Here is a 19,077-nt window from a genome sequence, read left to right as displayed (position 1 = left end):
TGACTAACGCCTCTTCGGAGGCGTTTTTTTTGCCGGGTCGATTAAGCCTGATTAATCACTTGATACAGCGGGATCATCGCCGCGCCCCACGAGGCGCTTTCGGCACCCATCGGGGAGTTCACCAGCCGGACTTTTGGGCGGTCAGGATCAAGCCTCGCATCGAGTCTTTGCGTTAAAACTTCAGCCAGCCGTTCGGTAATGGCTTCCGGCATAGCTCCACCTAAAATGATTAACTGTGGGTCAATCCATTGCAGACATCCCATAATGCTCTGCTCAACTTGATCACAGCAGCGAGAAAACCAGGCTTCCAGTACGGGATGCTGCTGCGCGGTGAGTGCGGGTAGTTGTGCTTCGCTTAACCCGGCTTGTGTAAGCGTCGCGGCCAGATCTTTATAGGATGGGCGCGGTTTATCGCCTGGAAACGCCATCCCGACTTCACCCGCATTCAGAAAACCGCCGCGCAGCAATTTACCTTCGGCAATGATCCCCGCGCCGATGCCATAGCCCAAATCAATAAACGTCAAATCCTGGTAGTGGTTCCATGTTCCCGAATACAACTCGCCAATCGCCGAAGCGTTGGCGTTGTTTTCCACCCACGTTGGCCACGGTAAATTATGTTCGAATGCCTGTTGCAGGTCGACATCGCGCCAGCTTGAAAGCCAGGCCACACAGTGGCGCTTTTTACTATCAGTTTTTAGAAAACCAGGTACGGCATAACCGACGCCGAGAACGCGCGCATGTTGAAGCTGGCGTTTTTTTAACGTCTGCCCTACCAGGGTTTTGATCTGTTTTAGCGTGCTGGCAAGCGGCTGATTTTCCAGATGAGGCTCGGAAATACTAAAGAGCTTACGACCGCTGAGATCCACCAGCGTCATATGGATAAAGCCAGGGCTGAAAGCCAGCCCGACCGCGCACGCACCGCCTGGATTGAGCCGCAGGGGCAGCGATGGCTGTCCGCGTTGCCCCATATTGCGTTCGCCTTCGATAACCAGACCCGAAAATAATAGCTCCCGACATTGTTGGGTGATCGCGCCTGCGGTGAGATTTGAATAGCGCGCCAGTTCAGCACGAGTTACCGGTGCATGGCGACGAATAAGCTCCAGCAGCAAACGTTGGGTAGGACGCAGTTCCAGACGGTCAGGTTTTACATTCATAATATGGCTATCATTTTCGTTGTCAGGCCCAGCGCAGTCCAGCCTCTTCAATCAGCGCCTGCAGGTAGGGAAGATCATCATGGCTGAGCATATCGATCAGGCCTTCACGCAGCCAGCCCAGGATCTCAGGGCGACTATCATACCCGAATTTGTGCTGGTACTGCTCCAGTGGCGTCATGCCATTTTTCACTTCATGCAGGTATATGCGTACTCCCAGTCCCGCCTGTTTATAGGCGCGAAGATCGTCGACATGGGCGAATTCATATTCAAAACAGACACAACTGGCATGAGAATGTTGCACCGCCGCCAGTTGATTGTTGTAACGCTCAAGCGTCACGACCTGCAATGCCAGGTCGGGTATCTGGGTTTTAACACGGTTAATTAACACATGATTAAACCCCAGCAACTGAATATGTGACAGTGCCGCTGGCATCGATTGCAGCAAGGTGACCAGGTGTTGCACAAACTCTTCATGCCGACGACGCTGCTTCACTTCCACGATCAGACCCATCCCATTGTCTACCGCCCAACGTAAAACATCCTGCAACAAGGGGATCGGGGTGCCCGCAAATTGCGGATGGTACTTAATACCAAAATCGAACTGCCGTAGCTGCGCGAGCGTCATTTGTTCGACAAAACCTGTGCCGGTCGAAACGCGATCAATGCGGTGATCGTGTGTGACCACCAGATGATTATCTGCCGTCAGATGAATATCTAACTCGATGCAATGCGTTCCTGCCTCTTTAGCCCCGATAAACGCGGGCAGAGTGTTTTCTGGATAACGGCTGGAGTAACCGCGGTGGCTGTTTGCCAGCACGATGCCCTGTGCAGCCTGATGAAAGTTAAACGCCATATTCCGTTCCTTTTATGATGTGAACATATGGCAATTAAATTTACTCTTTAAATTTAATTATGTGAATAAAATAATTATAGCAAACGCTTATTTGCTGTATCCACATGATAAATAATAAATTTATGTATATTTATGCTTTGAATATGATTTTAAGGATCTTTGTCACATAAATTTTATATTTAGCGTGTAAATTTAATCATCAAGTTTTAACACAGGATTTGTTCACCATGTCGACGCTTTTACTGGAACAGGTTACAAAGCAATTTGGCGCGTTCTATGCCGCCCGTGAGATCTCCTTTAGCGCCGAGGAAGGTGAATTTGTCACCCTGCTTGGCCCGAGCGGCTGTGGTAAAACCACGCTACTCAAAATGATCGGCGGGTTTCATCAGCCAGACAGCGGACGCATTTTGATTAACGGGCAATCCGTTAATAATCAGCCGCCGGAAAAGCGCAACACAGCAATGTGTTTTCAGTCGTACGCGCTGTTTCCGCACCTGAATGTGGCGCATAACATCTGTTTTGGTTTGAAGCAAAAACGCTTACCTCTTGCCGAGCAGCAACTGCGGCTGGCCCAGGCGCTGAAGCAGGTTGGCTTGCAGGATCAGCGCCTGAAAATGCCGGTGCAACTTTCTGGTGGGCAGCAGCAGCGGGTGGCGCTGGCGAGAGCGATGGTTACACGTCCGGATGTGGTGTTGTTTGACGAGCCGCTATCCAATCTGGATGCGAAGCTGCGTGAAAGTGTGCGTTTTGAAATCAAAGAGTTGCAGCGGCAATATCAACTCACGTCTATTTACGTCACCCATGATCAGGCCGAAGCGCTGACCATGTCCGATAAGATTGTGGTGCTCAATGCGGGCAACGTGGAGCAAATTGGCCCGCCAGAAGAGATTTATTACCGTCCTGCTAACCGCTTCGTCGCCGATTTTATTGGTGCAGCCAATATCGATATCGCCCACATCACTCCGGCGGAACAACCGGGTTTTTATCGGGTTCGCTGCCAGTTGGGTGAGTTTTACGTGCGTTCTCCCCACCCACCGAAGGCTGAGCATTGTTATATCTGCTGGCGGCCCGAAGATGCGCAATTTGTCCCTCAGCCGCAAACCGGTAATAACCATTTCTTCCTCACGCTGCGCAAAATGGCGTTTATGGGCAACCTGACCGAAGCATGGGGCGATAACGATGACGGCAAACTGTCGGTACGTCTGCAACTGATCAAAAAACCGCAGGCAGAAAGCGGGGCGCGAGTTTGCTTCCGTTTACCCGAGGATGCGATTCACTTCCTGGAGCCGGTGGCGGAGGGGCACGATGAAATGGCGTAATGAGCTGACCGCCTGGCTGCTGATGATCAGCGGGCTGGGTACCATTGTGTTGCTGATGGGATCGACCTTTTACGTGGTGCTGGTGCAAAGTGTCGGCTATTTCAATCTGTCCGGCGACAGCCAGTTTTCACTCGAATACTGGCAAAACGTATTACAAGATCCGGTGCTGCACAGCGCCTTGTTTTATTCGGTAAAAGTTTCGGTATTGGGAGCTTTCGGTGCGGTGCTGCTCTCTTACCCGCTGGCGTTGTGGCTTCGTCAGCCGCTGGTGGCGAAAGAGGGGATCGTTGCTGTGCTGCGTGCGCCGATGTTTATTCCCGGCCTCGTGGCGGCATTTCTGTTCATCAACATCATTGCTTATCACGGCGTCATCAACGAGCTATTGCTGGCGCTGGGCGTCATCAGCCAACCGCTGCGTATGCAGAACGATGACTTTGGCTGGGGCGTTGTTATCTTACAAGTCTGGAAGAACCTGCCGTTCGCGTTGATTCTGGTTGGCGGGTCAGTTAACGCGATCCGTACCGACGTGCTCGACGCGGCGAGTAACCTGGGTGCCAGCCGCTGGCGCTGTTTTCGGGACGTTATCTTTCCCCTGACATTACCCGCTGTGCAAGTCTCTCTGATCCTTATTTTTATCGGTGCGCTGGGGGACTTTGCCTTCTTCTCCGTCGCTGGCCCGCGCAATACTTACTCGCTGGCTCGCCTGATGCAGGCCACGGCTATGGAATATGGCGAGTGGAATAACTCTGCGGTTATTGCCGTGATTATCATGCTGACGGCGGCAGTGGGTACGCTGCTTATCGCCATCCTCCTGACACCTCTCGCCACCCGCAAAGGAGAGGTCAAATGAACCGCACGGCGAATGGACGCCTGATCGTCACCATTTCAATGCTGTTCTTTATTCTGGTCAATCTGGTCTGGCTTGGACTGCCGTTTTCGATGGCTGTCTTATGGTCGCTGGTTGACCCGCAACACCCGTGGAGCTACCCGGACATATTTCCGCAAGTGTTGTCCATTAACCGCTGGTTGCTGGTGTGGCAGCAAACTTCACTGTCAGAAGCCCTCTTTAACAGCTACACCATTGCGCCCGCTGTGGCGATGCTGAGTTTATTGCTGTCGTTACCCACCGCTTATGCATTCGGGCGCATGACTTTTCGCGGGAAAGCCGTGGCTGAAATGCTCACGCTGATCCCACTGGTGATGCCTGGCATGATCATCGGGATTTTCTTCAGCGCCATGCTGATGAATCTGGATATCAGCAACCCGTTTATCAGCATCGTGTTAGGGCACACTGTGCTGACGCTGCCTTACTCGATCCGCATTATGTCCGCCGGGTTTAAAGCGGTGCCGCAGGATTTAATTGATGCCAGCCGCGATCTCGGTGCCAGCCATTGGGGAACGTTCTGCAACGCTTTTTTACCGATGCTCAAGCCCAGTTTCCTGGCTGCGTTGATTTTTTGTCTGGTGCGCAGCTTAGAAGAGTTCAGCATTTCATATGTATTGGGTGCGCCAGATTTTATTACTGTGCCGACCATTCTTTATTCCTTCCTCGGCTATTCCTTTGTGCGCCCGGATGCGGCGGTAGTCTCGATGATCCTGGTGATCCCGAACGTAGTCCTGATGGTCATTATTGAGAAGCTGTTGAAAGGAAATTATCTGTCACAGTCAACCGGCAAGGCGTGATCCTTGAATAGGGAGTCATTTACCATGAAAACAAGCACGGTTTTATTCCTCAGTGGCATGTTATTGAGCGGGGCAGCGACTGCGGCGGCCACCACGCCACTGGCTCAACAAGATTGGGATCTCGTCGTTGCACAGGCCAAAAAAGAAGGCTCGGTGACATTTAACGTCTGGTATTTGCAGCCGCAATGGCGCAGTTTCGTGGCTGATTTCGAGAAGCAGTACGGTATTAAGGTGCGTATTCCGGAAGGATCGATTGACGGCAACATGAATAAACTGCTGGCGGAAGCTCGCCGCGAAAAAGGCAAAATGGACGTGGTGGCCTTGTCGGTGGCGCAGTTACCGATCATCCGTAAAGCGAATGCCCTGGCGCAGGTAGACTGGCTGCCGGGTTACGGGGATGCGGTGCATCAGTTACAAAGCGTGAATACTGAAGGCTATGCGGTGGCCTTTTGGGGAAACCAAACCGGTATGGCTTACGATCCACAACAGATGGGCAATCAACCTTTACCGCAATCGCTCGATGATTTACAACGTTTTATTGATGAGAATCCGAAGAAGTTTGGTTACAACGATCCGAATAATGGTGGGGCAGGCGAGGCCTTTATTCAGCGCGTAGTCACCCTCTCGTCTGGCGCATTTGATGCCGATGCTACGCAAGTTGATCCCGCCATTATTAAAAACTGGAAAAAGGGTTGGGAATGGTTTGTCGGCAATAAAGAGAAAATCACCCAGACCGCATCGGGTGCCGATAGCCTGACTCGTCTGAATGACGGTGAATTATTGCTGGTACCCGCCTGGGAAGATCATCTGGCGGGCTTGCAAAAATCCGGTGCGATAACTGGCCGCCTGAAATTTTACATTCCGGCTTTTGGTATGCCGGGAGGGGGCAACATTGCGGCTATTGCCGCAAATAGCACACATCCTGCTGCGTCGGCGGTGTTCCTGAACTGGTTAACGCAAGCGGATACCCAGCGGGCGCTGAATGTGGCTTTCGGTGCGGTGCCGATGAACAAACAAGTGAAAACAGAGGTGGTGCAGCCAGATATTGCCACGCAGTTTTACGGCAAGGAATACAGCATGCAGCTCAGAAAAGAGTTTGTGCGCCAGGTTTCTATGCAATAAATCGTCCACCACGAAAATTTAATTTGCCATAATTTATGACTAAAAAAATGGCCAGAATTAAGCATTCTGGCCGTTTTGAACATTCAGGGAACTTGTTGCCAGCTTTTATCCGGATTGAATTCTTTTATTTCCTGCACTTTTTCAGGTGTCTCTTCCTCTAGATCCTTCTGATAAATCACTCCCTGGTTATCGACCATAAAGGTGGTGACGCCCGTTTCCCCATACTCTACAGGCCAGGCTATTAGCGCAAAGCCATCCGCCATTTTCCCGTCTGAAATATAGTTTTTCGCACCACCTGGTGCGTCTGCGCCTTGAGCGGTAAGAATTCGGAAGTGATAACCGTGATAACCCATACCCGGTTGCTCAGGGCTGAAGCTTGGGCCGAGCGGGCTGGGTTCTTCACCCGGTTTGAGTGGCCAGTACAAACCGTCTTTCTTGCCTTCGCTACTGACAAATTTCTGCGCGTATTGCTGATTGAGTTCGAAGTAATCTTCCTGCGCCGAGACATAGGCATCTATCGCCTGAATCGCTGAAAGCTCGTTAAGGCCAATAGTACGGGTGAGAATTTCATCCGCAGCCTTCTGCATATCGAAGTGCCAGCCCGCATCGGTTTTCACCATCGGGATAGGCAATTGCCAGTTTTCTTGGCCGACATTCAGATGCGCTGTATCTCCGCTCTGCTCAATTTTATGACTCACTTTCCAGTCACGAATAAAACGGGCGACGGCTTCAGGATCGGCTTTATCATCAGGCAAATATTGCCGCCAGTTATCACCCAGCACTTTGGTCAGTGCCGCTTCATCCTGACTAATGACGGCTTTGGCAAATGAGCTGGCTGCCAGTTCAGGTGTGGTAAACAGTTCCTGCGCCTGCACAAAGGCAGGCAGCATAAGCATGACTAGTGCACTTAACTTCATACGAATTTTCATGATGCCTCCTTTTAACGACGATTAAATTCACGACCCTGAGAGCTACGTTCTCTGCCACCACCACTACGTTGTTCGCGGTGGGCCGATGAGCGATTCAGACTTTGCTGTCCTCGCTGGTTTTGTGCCTGCCAGGAAGGGGAACGGCTGTCGTTACCACTTAACGCGGATCTTGATTGTCGTTGGGTTTGTTGCTGACGTTGCCCCACATTTGAGTTGGCTCGATTTTGTGTTTCCCGGTTCTGTGTTCTGGCTACTTCCTGTCGACGTTGCGTTTGTTGATTGGTCGAACGGTTGGCCTGAGTTCTGGCGGCGTTACGGCGAGCATCAGTGTTCGGTGTGTCGTAGCCCCGATAGTTATTGCGCTGAGCAACCTTGTTCAATTGTTGGGAAGATGCCTGACGCTGAGCATCGCGGGAGGCGCGCTGTGGTGCCGATCCCGCCTGGCGCTGCGTCTGCTGCATCTGTGTTCTGGCTGCCTGACGCTGGGCATCACGGTTGACGGTTGCGGCGTTAGGCGTTGCGCTTAGTCCACCGGCGACATTGGTACGGTTATAGCGTTCAGATACGGCATTGGACTGGTAGCCAACACCGCTCCTGTAAGCAGGATTATGCTGGAAGCGCATGTTGCTGCCTTTAGCCAGGTTTTGCCCGGAAACGCGGTTGTAACGGTCAACGTCAATATTGATGTTGTTGTCCCCATTACGGTTATATCCGCCACCACCACCATGGTGGTCGTAGTAATCGTCATCATCCCAGTCGATGCTGCCAAATAAAGCTGCCGTGGTGACGACACCCAGGCCAAATCCCAGTCCGTCGACAAAGTTGTCACCGAACTGATCTTCTGGAGGTGGCAGATAAACCGGTGGATAAGCGGTGTTCGGCCAGGTGCCGTACGCGGTGGTTGGATTGTAAGTCGGAACGTAAACGACCTGCGGATCAGTCGGCTCGATTTTTATCACCGTCGGAGCGGGTGCCGGAGCCGGAGCCGAACTGGTGCCGGAGGACTCTTTAACCGTTGTATTATTCTGGTTCACCGTAACCGGGGCGGTGGTCACCGTCTGTTGCGGAGTCGTTTTCAGAGTGCCGGTCTGCTGCGCCATTGAACGCAGTTTCTGCACGGAGTCCATGACATCTTTCGGTTGTGCGAGGAATGCATCACCCAGATTTTGCACCCACTGTGGATTTTCACCCATCAGCGCGGTTAATTGCGGGAAGGCGACCAGCGATTTTACACTCGGATCCCAGGGTTGATTTGAGACAGCCTGAACTGCGGCATCGCCTTCCAGCTTCGGATTATCATGGGACCATTGCACCGCCTGAACCACGTTCGCCGGGTAGGTCGCCGCCATCAGCACTTGCGATAAAAGCGGGTCAGGGAACAGCGCAACCGGTGCAACCCATTGATCGATTTGGGCTGTGGTAAAGGTTGGTGCATTGGTGAGTGGTGCAGGCGTCCCAGCAACAGGTGTCGCAGGAGCGGCGGGCGCTGCCGCTGGGGCTGGCGTCGCAGGTTGGGCGACCGGTTCAGGGGAAGAGGATGCCGCCTGCGTTGACTGGCTTTTCACAAATAGCATGCCAGATGCCGCTAAAATGACAGCACTCCCTACAAGGGTAAAAATATGAGGCTTGAATGGCAACTTCATTTAACTTCTCCTGGTATTCAGAAGTAGAGAGCCAGGCCGGAAGGCGGCTGTGTCTGGCGAGTATAGGGAGCTGATGGTTTAATTTTTGACTTAAACGGTGATTCTTGCCGTAAATGTTGTCCGAAACCGTGAAATATTATTTCTTGTGGCGCTGAAACATGGCTTCGGCGCGATTGATGTGCCGGGAAGCACCGCATTGATTATTGCTTAACGTAGGTCGGATAAGCCTGCGTCATCCGACACTTCCCGGTGGATGACGCAAGCTTATCCACCCTACAAAAACCTGTTTGTTCCTCTCAAAAACGCCATCCTAAAAGAACCCGCGGGTCATATCGAAAAGTAATATTTTGTCCTTAACGATTCAGCAAGTATTTAATGTTGCTTTTTTGTAAACGGATTAACACCCCCTGAAAATCCTGCTATGCTGCCCGTCGCGGAACCGGGCATTTACCCTACAAACTGCTGTCTCACAGGAGCGTGAAGAGAATAGCCGGAACCGAAATGACAATGAGAGCGAGGAGAACCGTCGTGCTAGAAGAATACCGTAAGCACGTAGCCGAACGTGCTGCAGATGGGATTGTTCCAAAACCTTTAGAAGCATCCCAAATGGCCGCACTGGTCGAGCTGCTGAAAACCCCACCAGCGGGTGAAGAAGAATTCCTTTTAGATCTTATTACCAATCGTGTTCCGCCAGGTGTTGATGAAGCCGCCTACGTTAAAGCCGGATTCCTGGCTGCTCTCACTAGAGGTGAGGCGACTTCCCCGTTAATCTCCCCCGAGAAAGCTGTAGAACTGCTTGGCACCATGCAAGGTGGCTACAACATTCATCCGCTGATTGACGCGCTGGATAGCGAAAAGCTGGCACCGATCGCCGCTAAAGCGTTGTCCCATACGCTGCTGATGTTTGATAACTTCTACGATGTAGAAGAAAAAGCAAAAGCCGGTAACACCCACGCACAACAAGTGCTGAAATCCTGGGCTGATGCCGAGTGGTTCCTGTCTCGCCCTAAACTGGCTGACAAAATCACGGTTACCGTATTTAAAGTGACCGGTGAAACTAACACCGATGACTTGTCTCCAGCGCCTGACGCCTGGTCCCGCCCGGATATCCCACTGCACGCTCTGGCGATGCTGAAAAATGCCCGCGAAGGGATTGTGCCGGATCAACCAGGTAGCGTTGGCCCGATCAAACAGATCGAAGAATTAAATAAGAAAGGTTTCCCACTGGCCTATGTAGGCGACGTGGTCGGTACCGGTTCTTCTCGTAAATCTGCGACCAACTCCGTGCTGTGGTTTATGGGCGACGACATCCCGAACGTGCCGAACAAGCGCGGCGGTGGTGTGGTGCTCGGTGGCAAAATTGCGCCAATCTTCTTTAACACCATGGAAGATGCCGGTGCGCTGCCAATCGAAGTGGACGTCAACGACCTGAACATGGGCGATGTTATCGACATCTATCCGTATAAAGGCGAAGTGCGTAACCACGAAACCAACGAAGTCATCGCGAATTTCGAACTGAAAACCGATGTGCTGCTGGACGAAGTGCGCGCTGGCGGTCGTATCCCACTGATCATCGGTCGTGGCCTGACAACCAAAGCACGCGAAGCGCTGGATCTGCCACGCAGCGAAGTGTTTGTGCAGGCGAAAGATGTTGCGGAAAGTTCTCGTGGCTACTCGCTGGCGCAGAAAATGGTTGGCCGTGCTTGTGGCGTAGAAGGCATTCGTCCGAACCAGTACTGCGAACCAAAAATGACTTCTGTCGGTTCTCAGGACACCACCGGTCCAATGACTCGTGATGAACTGAAAGACCTGGCGTGCCTGGGCTTCTCGGCTGATTTGGTGATGCAGTCCTTCTGCCACACGGCCGCTTATCCTAAGCCGGTGGATGTGAATACACACCACACGCTGCCAGACTTCATTATGAACCGTGGCGGCGTCTCGCTGCGTCCGGGCGATGGCGTTATCCACTCCTGGCTGAACCGTATGCTGCTGCCTGATACCGTCGGTACTGGCGGTGACTCCCACACCCGCTTCCCAATCGGTATCTCCTTCCCGGCGGGTTCTGGTCTGGTGGCGTTTGCTGCGGCAACCGGCGTGATGCCACTGGATATGCCTGAGTCAGTACTGGTGCGCTTTAAAGGCAAAATGCAGCCGGGGATCACCCTGCGTGATTTGGTTCATGCGATCCCACTGTATGCGATTAAACAAGGCCTGCTGACTGTTGAGAAGAAAGGTAAGAAAAACATCTTCTCGGGTCGTATCCTGGAAATCGAAGGTCTGCCTACGCTAAAAGTTGAACAAGCGTTTGAGCTAACCGATGCTTCTGCTGAGCGTTCTGCTGCTGGCTGTACCATCAAGCTTGATCGTGAACCGATCGAAGAGTACCTGAGCTCTAACATCGTGCTGCTGAAGTGGATGATCGCAGAAGGTTACGGCGATCGTCGTACGCTTGAGCGCCGTATCCAGGGCATGGAAAAATGGCTGGCGGATCCTCAGTTGATGGAAGCCGATGCTGATGCGGAATACGCAGAGATCATCGAAATCGATCTGAACGATATTAAAGAGCCTATCCTGTGCGCACCAAACGATCCGGATGACGCTCGTCTGCTGTCTGATGTTCAGGGCGAGAAAATCGACGAAGTATTTATCGGTTCTTGCATGACCAACATCGGTCACTTCCGTGCGGCAGGTAAACTGCTTGATAGCCACAAAGGCCAGCTGCCAACTCGCCTGTGGGTTGCGCCACCAACGCGTATGGATGCCGCTCAGTTGACTGAAGAAGGCTACTACAGCGTGTTTGGTAAGAGCGGTGCGCGTATTGAAATCCCTGGCTGTTCACTGTGCATGGGTAACCAGGCACGTGTGGCTGATGGCTCAACCGTGGTTTCAACCTCTACGCGTAACTTCCCGAACCGTTTAGGAACTGGGGCGAACGTGTTCCTGGCGTCAGCAGAACTCGCCGCAGTATCTTCACTGTTGGGTAAATTGCCATCGCCTGAGGAATACCAAACCTTCATGGCGCAAGTCGATAAGACTGCGGTTGATACCTACCGTTACCTGAACTTCGACAAACTTTCTCAGTACACCGAGAAAGCAGACGGAGTGATTTTCCAGACTGCTGTTTAAAAGCCACATACCCTCACTCTGTGTTCTCCCTCTCCCTGTGGGAGAGGGCTGGGGTGAGGGCACCACTCAACTCAATCTCCCCCCCTTTTTTATTTGCCGCTCTGCGTGTTACTCGCTGTTTTTCGCCGGTTTTGCTGCGATAATTACCTTATACGCTAAGGGGTACTGTATTTCCCCTGGCCGGGTAGAGGAAAACACCATGGAATATGAATTTTTGCGCGATGTCACCGGGTTGGTGAAGGTGCGTATGTCGATGGGTCACGAAGTGGTGGGTCATTGGTTTAACGAAGAAGTAAAAGATAATCTCACCCTGCTCGATGAAGTTGAAGAGGCCGCAAATTCAGTAAAAGGTAGCGAGCGCCAGTGGCAACGTATAGGACACGAATACACGTTGTGGCTTGACGGTGAAGAGGTGATTATCCGCGCCAATCAGCTGGAAATTACCGGTGATGAAATGGAAGACGGGATGAACTACTACGACGAAGAGAGTTTATCTTTCTGTGGCGTGGAAGATTTCATGCAGGTTGTCACAGCGTATCGCGAATTTGTGAATCACCGATAAAAAAAACAGGCCCTCGCGGGCCTGAAATGATAATGAGCTATTTTTTTAATACATCAACGACTCGAATGTTGTAAGTCATCGTGGCTCCCGGTGGCACTTTCGGCGGCAATCCTTTGCTGCCGTATGCAAGCTCCGCAGGGATAACGACAGTAATACTGCCATGATTACCCAGGCGCTTAATCGGACCGCTAAACACAGGCGGATACGCTTCCAGAGGTTGTGACCATTCTTTGCCCGCGGCTTCCATATCGCTGATAACCGTACCGTCGGTGAGCGTCTCTTTCATCACTACAATTACGGTATCTTTTGCATCAATGGCTCCCTGGCCTGCGTAATCAATGCGGCTGTAGACACCATCTTTGAACTCAACGCCTTTCTGTTTAGCGAAATTCTGCTGGTACAGTTTCCCTTCTTTAAGCGAGTTAGTTTCCGCTTTTGACAGGTTTTCGTACAACGCTTTAGACGCAGCGGCGAGCGAGGCATTTCGTGTGCTTTCATCAAGAGCAAGCGTGCCCTTAAACACATCATTGATACCCAGCATCACCGCATCGTGGTCGACCTTCACTCCCTGAGCTTCACGGGTCGTTATCTCCTGCAAAACGTCATTCCCAAGCGAAACGCCAATGGAATAGGCTTGTTGTTGAGGAGCAAGCTTTAAATCCACTGGGGAGGCTTTCTTAGCGGTTTCATCTTTGAATGCTGTGAAATCACTGGAGACTTTTGCAAGCTCATCTTGCTTCGCTTTTAAAGTCTGATTTGCCTGAGTGAATTGTTCCTGTAGTGCCGTAATCTGCGCTGTCAGCTTCGCTTCATTTTGCGAAGCTATTTCACCTTGTGCATTCTTATCGGCAAGCTGAGCCTGAAGTTGGTGAATGGTGGCATCTTTTTGCGTCAGCCAGATTTGTTGCCGGGTATATTTAGCATCGGGTGAACCGGTCTTATCATTTGCCGAAACCCGCTTTTGGCTTTTAGGTGCAACCTTCACCGATCCGGATGAAGGGTTATTTTGTGCCTGCTGGGCATAATTCAGAATTGCGGGAACAGAATTATCGAAATTAGCATTCGCGGTTACCGCGACTAAAGGATCTTCTTGTGCATTCACTGCATGGGTAAAACCCATCAGGCCCGTTATCGCCAGCGGATAGCATAATATTAGAGAATAACGTTTCATCGACTTGCACTCTCACCGCGCTGAACCAGACTATCCATTAATTCCTTATCAATATCGGCACACAGTTTAATACTCTTGAAGTGATACATAGAGTCAATTGCCTGACGAGTGGTGGTACCGACTTGCCCACGAACTGCGTTATATTGAGAGGCTGCGCTAACTAATGCATTAAAATCGGTATTTAATTTACGGGCGCGCGAAGGGTTTACTTTCTGCAACGAATCAAGCGCCTGGCGGCAAAAGGTAATTTGTTCTTCCTGTGTCGTCTTGACGACAGGCTCAGGTGCCGGGCTGATTTCAGTAACTGGCTGAATCGGCTGTGTAATAGGGGCGTTAGTAACTGGCTTTATTTTATGCGCAGACTGAGTACTACAGCCGCTTGACAACATGATCACAAGAGTTGCAATCACCGGATAAATTCCGTGAACTGCATTTTTAATTTTCATGGTCCCGTATATCCATCCTTTGGTTATATTTTAATGCTCATGCTGATTTCCATACCCAACACTACGCACTGGTTATTAGCTAATAAATGAATGGTTGTTATTTTTTAAAATAAATAGCCTGGCGTTGGTGTCGAATGTCTTCACCAAATTAATAGATAAAAAGCACAATAAATAATGTTGTATTTATTTCAATGGTTTCAGGTAACCATTTGTATGGACAAGAATAACTATTTTTAATTTTTACGCAATTAGCTAACGTAATTTTCGGAAATTGTTATGGTCGGAGTTAACATGTTGAGTCGTGGAATATCAGACACCAGTAGCCGCGTAAGCGCGGCTATCTGTTCAATGTTGGTAAGATGAGGAGGGTTATTTCACGTAGGCGAGCAGGCTCAATGAGTCCCGGGCAAGGGATTTGCATTTGTTCGCAGTAGGAATGGCAATACCGCTCAGATCACGATAGCTATCTTCACCGAGCGCTTTCATGTTGAAGGTGTCGTAATTACTCAAATCCCACTGGTTTTGCTGAGCAAAAAACACCAAGGCGCGACGAATTTGTCCGTTAGGCAGATTTTGGTAGCCGCAATCATTTTTCAGGAACACAAAAACCGCAGTAAGATCGGCCATATCTTCTGCTTCAGACTCGCTAAGTGCCTGACTGCTGGTAGAAAAAGCCAGCAACAATCCCAGCAATAATGCCCTAACACCCATCTTCATCACATCTACCACTTTTTATTAGATACGAAACGTTAACACAGTTAAATGAGGCTCGACGAGATATATTCGTAGCTCCATACCTTGGGTAAAACTTGACCTTCCCGTAAGGGCAGGGTTTATGCTTATTCACACGCCTGCGAAAGAAAGGAATTGAATATGCATCGCCGTGATTTTCTAAAGTATTCTGCCATCATGGGGGCGTTTAGCGCCTTGCCGCTCTGGAGTAAAGCCGCGCTGGCAGCAGACAGACCACCATTACCCATCCCCGAACTTCTTTCCCCTGATGCAAAGAATAGCATCCGTTTAGCGGTACAAGCGGGCAAAAGTACATTTAAGGGAAAATCAGCCACCACCTGGGGTTATAACGGCAATTTGCTGGGGCCAGCTTTGCAGCTAAACCAAGGAGAAGAAGTCACTGTTGAGATCAATAACACGCTCGCAGAAGAAACCACCCTTCACTGGCATGGTTTAGAAGTCCCAGGCGATGTCGACGGCGGTCCGCACGGCGTGATTGCCGCAGGTGGCAAACGCACGGTGAAATTTACGCCGCAGCAACGCGCCGCGACCTGCTGGTTTCACCCGCATCAACATGGCAAAACCGGACACCAGGTCGCGATGGGTCTGGCAGGCATGGTATTAATCGACGATAGCGAAAGCCGTGCGCTGCGCATCCCCAAACAGTGGGGCATCGATGATGTGCCGCTGATTATTCAGGACAAGCGATTTGCTGCCGATGGGCAAATTGATTATCAGTTGGATCTGATGAGTGCGGCGGTTGGCTGGTTTGGCGACACGCTGTTGTGTAACGGTGCGGTGTATCCGCAACATGCCAACCCACGCGGCTGGCTGCGTTTACGCTTGCTGAATGGCTGTAACGCTCGTTCACTCAATATCGCCGCCAGCGATAACCGCCCACTGTACGTTATTGCCAGCGATGGCGGACTGTTAGCTGAGCCGGTCAAAGTTACCGAACTCCCTATGTTGATGGGGGAGCGCTTCGAAGTGCTGGTGGATACCCGTGACGGCAAAGCGTTTGATATCGTCACGCTGCCGGTTAAACAAATGGGTATGACGGTAGCACCTTTCGACCAGCCCGTGCCGGTAGTGCGTATCCAACCGCTGATTATCGCCGCTTCTGGCGACCTGCCCGATAAACTGGTGACCGTCCCGGCGATACCGAATCATGAGGGAGTGACCGAACGCTGGTTACAACTCATGATGGATCCGATGCTGGATATGATGGGGATGCAGGCGTTGATGGAAAAATATGGCTCTCAGGCGATGGCCGGCATGAACATGTCCGGACATGGCAATATGGGCGGCATGGGGAATATGAACCACGGCAAGATGAATCATGGCGGCATGAATCACGGTAAGCAGAGCGCGGGTTACGATTTCCAAAATGCCAATAAGATTAACGGCAAAGCGTTTGATATGAACGCTCCCGCGTTTACCGTCGAGAAAGGTAAATACGAGAAATGGACCATTTCCGGTGAAGGCGACATGATGCTGCATCCTTTCCATATTCATGGAACGCAGTTCCGTATTCTCAGTGAGAATGGACAACCGGTCGCGGCGCATCGTCAGGGCTGGAAAGATACCGTACGGGTGGAAGGGGCACGCAGTGAAGTGTTAGTGCGCTTTGATCATGTTGCTTCGAAGGAGCATGCATATATGGCGCATTGCCATCTGTTGGAGCATGAGGACACCGGCATGATGCTTGGGTTTACGGTGGCGTAAAAAAGGCGGATGACGCTTACGCTTATCCGCCCTACAGAGTGTTCATCCGCTAGCTTCGTAGGTCGGATAAGCGTAGCGCCATCCGACTGTTTTTTTACTTAGCGTCCGGCAAAGCGTAAGCGACAATATAGTCGCCCATTTTCGTCCCGAACGAACCATGGCCACCCGCAGAAATGACGACGTACTGCTTGCCATTCACTTCATAGGTCATCGGCGTTGCCTGCCCACCTGCTGGCAGACGTGCTTCCCACAGTTTGTCACCGTTGCTCATGTTATATGCGCGCAGGTAGTTATCTGCGGTTGCGCCAATAAACAGCACGTTCCCTGCGGTAGAAATTGGGCCGCCCAACATTGGCATCCCCATTTTAAACGGCAGTGGAAGAGGTGAGCTATCACGCACCGTACCGATACGTTTTTTCCACACCACTTCGTTGGTTTTCAAATCAACCGCAGAGATGTAGCCCCAAGCCGGTTGCTTACACGGTAAGCCGAACGGAGAGAGGAACGGATTGAGCGTAACGCCATACGGCACGCCATACTGCGGCTGAATGCCAGATTCTGTACCGCTACCTTTCGCATCTTTCGGTGCTTCCATCGGGTTACCTGGACCGCGTGGCATCAGTTTAGAAACAAACGGCAGAGCCATTGGGTTGGCAATCGCGACCTGACGATTAGGATCAACCGAAATCCCACCCCACTCGAACATCCCCAGGTTACCCGGGAAGACCAGCGTGCCTTGCTCAGATGGCGGTGTGAAAATGCCTTCATAACGCAGGTTGTGGAAGATAATGCGGCAGACCATCTGGTCGTACAGCGTTGCACCCCACATATCTGCGCCGCTCAGATCTTTCTTCGGACGGAAGCTAAGGTCGGAGAACGGTTGGGTAGGTGTAACGTAATCGCCTTTCGCTGCACCCTGTGGAACAGGTTTTTCAGGAGCCGGAACAACCAGCTTCCCATCGCGACGATCCAGCACAAAAATGTTACCGGTTTTCGCAGGTGCATAGACAACCGGAACGGTTTGGCCGTTAACGGTAATATCCGCAAGCGTTGGCTGCGAAGGCATGTCCATATCCCACAGATCGTGGTGAACTGTTTGATAAGACCACGCCAGTTTCCCGGTCGTTGCATTAAGCGCTACGATGCTGCTGGCGAAACGTTCCTGTTCCGGTGTGCGGTTACCGCCCCAGATATCCGGCGTGGTGACACCCATCGGCAGGTAGACCAAATCAAGCTTCGCATCGTAGGCAGCTGGCGCCCAGGAGTTCGGCGAGTTAAGACTGAAATGATGCTCGTCACCTGGAATGGTATTCGGATCTTTCGCACCCGGATCGAATGCCCATAGCAGTTTGCCGCTGTTCACATCAAAACCACGGATAACACCAGACGGCTCGCGAGTAGAGAAGTTATCTGTAACCGCACCGGCAATCACAATCACTTTATCGGTGATGATTGGCGGCGACGTTGGCTCATACATGCCTGGTGTGGTGACCGGCATATTGGTTTGCAGATTCAAAATGCCTTTGTTAGCAAAGCTTTCGCACAGCTGACCGTTATCGGCATTGATTGCAAACAGACGCCCGTCATTCACCGGAAGGATAATACGACGAGGACAATCAGACACCACATCTGGCGTCGCGTTATCCGCTGTGGCTTCGTGGTAAGAGACCCCACGGCACGTCACGTGCTGGAACGAAGGATTGGTATCCAGACGCGGATCGAATTTCCACTTCTGCTTCCCGGTTGCCGCATCCAGCGCAAACAGCTGCTGGTGAGCAGTACACAGGTAAAGCGTGTCGCGGATTTTAATCGGCGTGACTTCGTTAGTGATTTCACCGGGATCGCTTGGGCGTTTCACGTCACCGGTCTGGAAGGTCCAGGCTTCTTTAAGCTCACCAACGTTTTTATCGTTGATCTGTTTTAAAGGAGAGTAGCGCTGACCTTCCTGATTGCGGCCATAGGCAGGCCAGTCTGCATCAGGAATGCTGGAGCTTGCTGTTGCTGCGACTGCATCGGTTTTCAGCGTGCCGTTGATTTCCTGCGGATCGTTAAATACCGCCCAGGCCAGTCCCACCACGGTAATCGCCAGAACTGCCCCAAGCGCGGGAGCTGCACCTGCAGAAGGTAGAATCAGATGACGATAAACAAACGGCAGCAGTAACCATACGCCGAAGAAGAAGAGTACGTCTAAACGCGGTGTTAACGCCCAGAAGTCGAAACCAACTTCCCACACGGACCATACCGCGGTGCAAAGCAGTAATGCGGCGTAGATCCACAGTGCCAGAGCTTTGCGTTGCCAAAGTAACCATGCGGTGACAAGCATCACCACCCCTGCAATTGGGTAATACCAGGAACCCCCAATTGCAACTAACCATATCCCGCCAATAAGTAAATACAGCCCCGTCAGTACGGCAAAAAGGGCTGTTAAGGTTGCGATGACTCGCGAACCTGAGTTATTTGTTTTCACAATTATCACGCTCTTAAAAGTTTGATAGCAATTCATTATAGTTATTAACAAGTGTGAGATTCATCACATAAATGGCTTTTTTTCAGATAGCGGATGCGAATGTCATTTGCTGTTATAATGCTGGCCTGAATATTTTGTATTGGTT

15 protein-coding genes are annotated in these 19,077 nt (G+C 51.3%); 7 read left to right on the top strand and 8 right to left on the bottom strand.

Going from position 1 to position 19,077, the window contains the following annotated elements; genetic code table 11:
* Window positions 1-41: 41 nt before the first annotated feature.
* Both WBL83_RS19235 and WBL83_RS19230 read right to left on the bottom strand, forming a co-directional pair.
* Window positions 42-1,154 (bottom strand): ROK family transcriptional regulator, encoded by a 1,113-nt coding sequence (locus tag WBL83_RS19235; RefSeq protein ID WP_424590625.1) that lies wholly within the window; start codon window positions 1,152-1,154, stop codon window positions 42-44.
* 22 nt (window positions 1,155-1,176) lie between these two features.
* Window positions 1,177-2,007, bottom strand: coding sequence for a glycerophosphodiester phosphodiesterase (locus tag WBL83_RS19230; RefSeq protein WP_424590624.1), 831 nt, complete (start codon window positions 2,005-2,007; stop codon window positions 1,177-1,179).
* Window positions 2,008-2,234: 227 nt separating this feature from the next.
* Between WBL83_RS19230 and WBL83_RS19225 the strand changes: the two genes are divergently transcribed.
* From WBL83_RS19225 to WBL83_RS19210, 4 genes are read left to right on the top strand one after another with little or no spacing between them, the layout of a single operon-like run.
* Entirely contained in the window at window positions 2,235-3,326 is a 1,092-nt protein-coding gene (locus WBL83_RS19225) for an ABC transporter ATP-binding protein (protein WP_424590623.1), read from the top strand.
* Window positions 3,313-4,176 (top strand): ABC transporter permease, encoded by an 864-nt coding sequence (locus WBL83_RS19220; protein ID WP_424590622.1) that lies wholly within the window; start codon window positions 3,313-3,315, stop codon window positions 4,174-4,176. The genes WBL83_RS19225 and WBL83_RS19220 overlap by 14 nt, the downstream gene beginning before the upstream one ends.
* Window positions 4,173-5,009: an ABC transporter permease gene (locus WBL83_RS19215; RefSeq protein ID WP_424590621.1), complete on the top strand. Its 837-nt coding sequence runs from the start codon at window positions 4,173-4,175 to the stop codon at window positions 5,007-5,009. The genes WBL83_RS19220 and WBL83_RS19215 overlap by 4 nt, the downstream gene beginning before the upstream one ends.
* 24 nt (window positions 5,010-5,033) lie before the next feature.
* The gene (locus tag WBL83_RS19210) at window positions 5,034-6,131 is read left to right on the top strand and encodes an extracellular solute-binding protein (RefSeq protein ID WP_424590620.1); all 1,098 of its coding nucleotides are present in this window, start codon (window positions 5,034-5,036) and stop codon (window positions 6,129-6,131) included.
* An 83-nt stretch (window positions 6,132-6,214) separates the two neighbouring features.
* Here WBL83_RS19210 and WBL83_RS19205 read toward each other — a convergent pair whose 3' ends face one another.
* Together WBL83_RS19205 and WBL83_RS19200 are read right to left on the bottom strand one after the other, a co-directional pair.
* Window positions 6,215-7,060 carry a DUF2950 domain-containing protein gene (locus tag WBL83_RS19205; RefSeq protein WP_424590619.1) on the bottom strand — a complete coding sequence of 282 codons (846 nt, stop codon included), beginning with the start codon at window positions 7,058-7,060 and terminating at the stop codon, window positions 6,215-6,217.
* Window positions 7,061-7,071: 11 nt separating this feature from the next.
* Window positions 7,072-8,703, bottom strand: coding sequence for a DUF3300 domain-containing protein (locus tag WBL83_RS19200; RefSeq protein WP_424590618.1), 1,632 nt, complete (start codon window positions 8,701-8,703; stop codon window positions 7,072-7,074).
* Window positions 8,704-9,231: 528 nt separating this feature from the next.
* Here WBL83_RS19200 and acnB point away from each other — a divergent pair.
* A complete protein-coding gene (gene acnB / locus WBL83_RS19195; protein WP_424590617.1) occupies window positions 9,232-11,829 on the top strand; it encodes a bifunctional aconitate hydratase 2/2-methylisocitrate dehydratase in 2,598 nt (865 codons plus the stop codon).
* Window positions 11,830-12,028: 199 nt separating this feature from the next.
* The gene (gene yacL / locus WBL83_RS19190) at window positions 12,029-12,391 is read left to right on the top strand and encodes a protein YacL (RefSeq protein WP_424590616.1); all 363 of its coding nucleotides are present in this window, start codon (window positions 12,029-12,031) and stop codon (window positions 12,389-12,391) included.
* Between the two features lie 37 nt (window positions 12,392-12,428).
* On the opposite strand, the gene WBL83_RS19185 is transcribed toward yacL, so the two are convergent.
* The 3 genes from WBL83_RS19185 to WBL83_RS19175 all read right to left on the bottom strand — a co-directional run bounded on the left by WBL83_RS19185 (window position 12,429) and on the right by WBL83_RS19175 (window position 14,725).
* Window positions 12,429-13,562: an FKBP-type peptidyl-prolyl cis-trans isomerase N-terminal domain-containing protein gene (locus WBL83_RS19185; RefSeq protein WP_424590615.1), complete on the bottom strand. Its 1,134-nt coding sequence runs from the start codon at window positions 13,560-13,562 to the stop codon at window positions 12,429-12,431.
* Window positions 13,559-14,008, bottom strand: coding sequence for a hypothetical protein (locus WBL83_RS19180; RefSeq protein WP_424590614.1), 450 nt, complete (start codon window positions 14,006-14,008; stop codon window positions 13,559-13,561). The genes WBL83_RS19185 and WBL83_RS19180 overlap by 4 nt, the downstream gene beginning before the upstream one ends.
* A 369-nt stretch (window positions 14,009-14,377) precedes the next feature.
* Complete coding sequence (locus WBL83_RS19175; RefSeq protein ID WP_310607334.1) at window positions 14,378-14,725, bottom strand: YacC family pilotin-like protein; 348 nt, start codon at window positions 14,723-14,725, stop codon at window positions 14,378-14,380.
* 156 nt (window positions 14,726-14,881) lie between these two features.
* Between WBL83_RS19175 and cueO the strand changes: the two genes are divergently transcribed.
* Entirely contained in the window at window positions 14,882-16,465 is a 1,584-nt protein-coding gene (cueO, locus tag WBL83_RS19170) for a multicopper oxidase CueO (protein ID WP_424590613.1), read from the top strand.
* A 94-nt stretch (window positions 16,466-16,559) separates the two neighbouring features.
* Here the strand turns inward: cueO and WBL83_RS19165 are convergent, their stop codons facing one another.
* Window positions 16,560-18,968 carry a glucose/quinate/shikimate family membrane-bound PQQ-dependent dehydrogenase gene (locus WBL83_RS19165; protein WP_424590612.1) on the bottom strand — a complete coding sequence of 803 codons (2,409 nt, stop codon included), beginning with the start codon at window positions 18,966-18,968 and terminating at the stop codon, window positions 16,560-16,562.
* Between the last annotated feature and the right edge of the window lie 109 nt (window positions 18,969-19,077).

Origin of the sequence: Buttiauxella sp. (genome assembly GCF_049686335.1) — a bacterium.
Taxonomy (GTDB): Bacteria; Pseudomonadota; Gammaproteobacteria; order Enterobacterales; family Enterobacteriaceae; genus Buttiauxella.
This window is presented reverse-complemented; position numbering and strand designations above follow the sequence as displayed.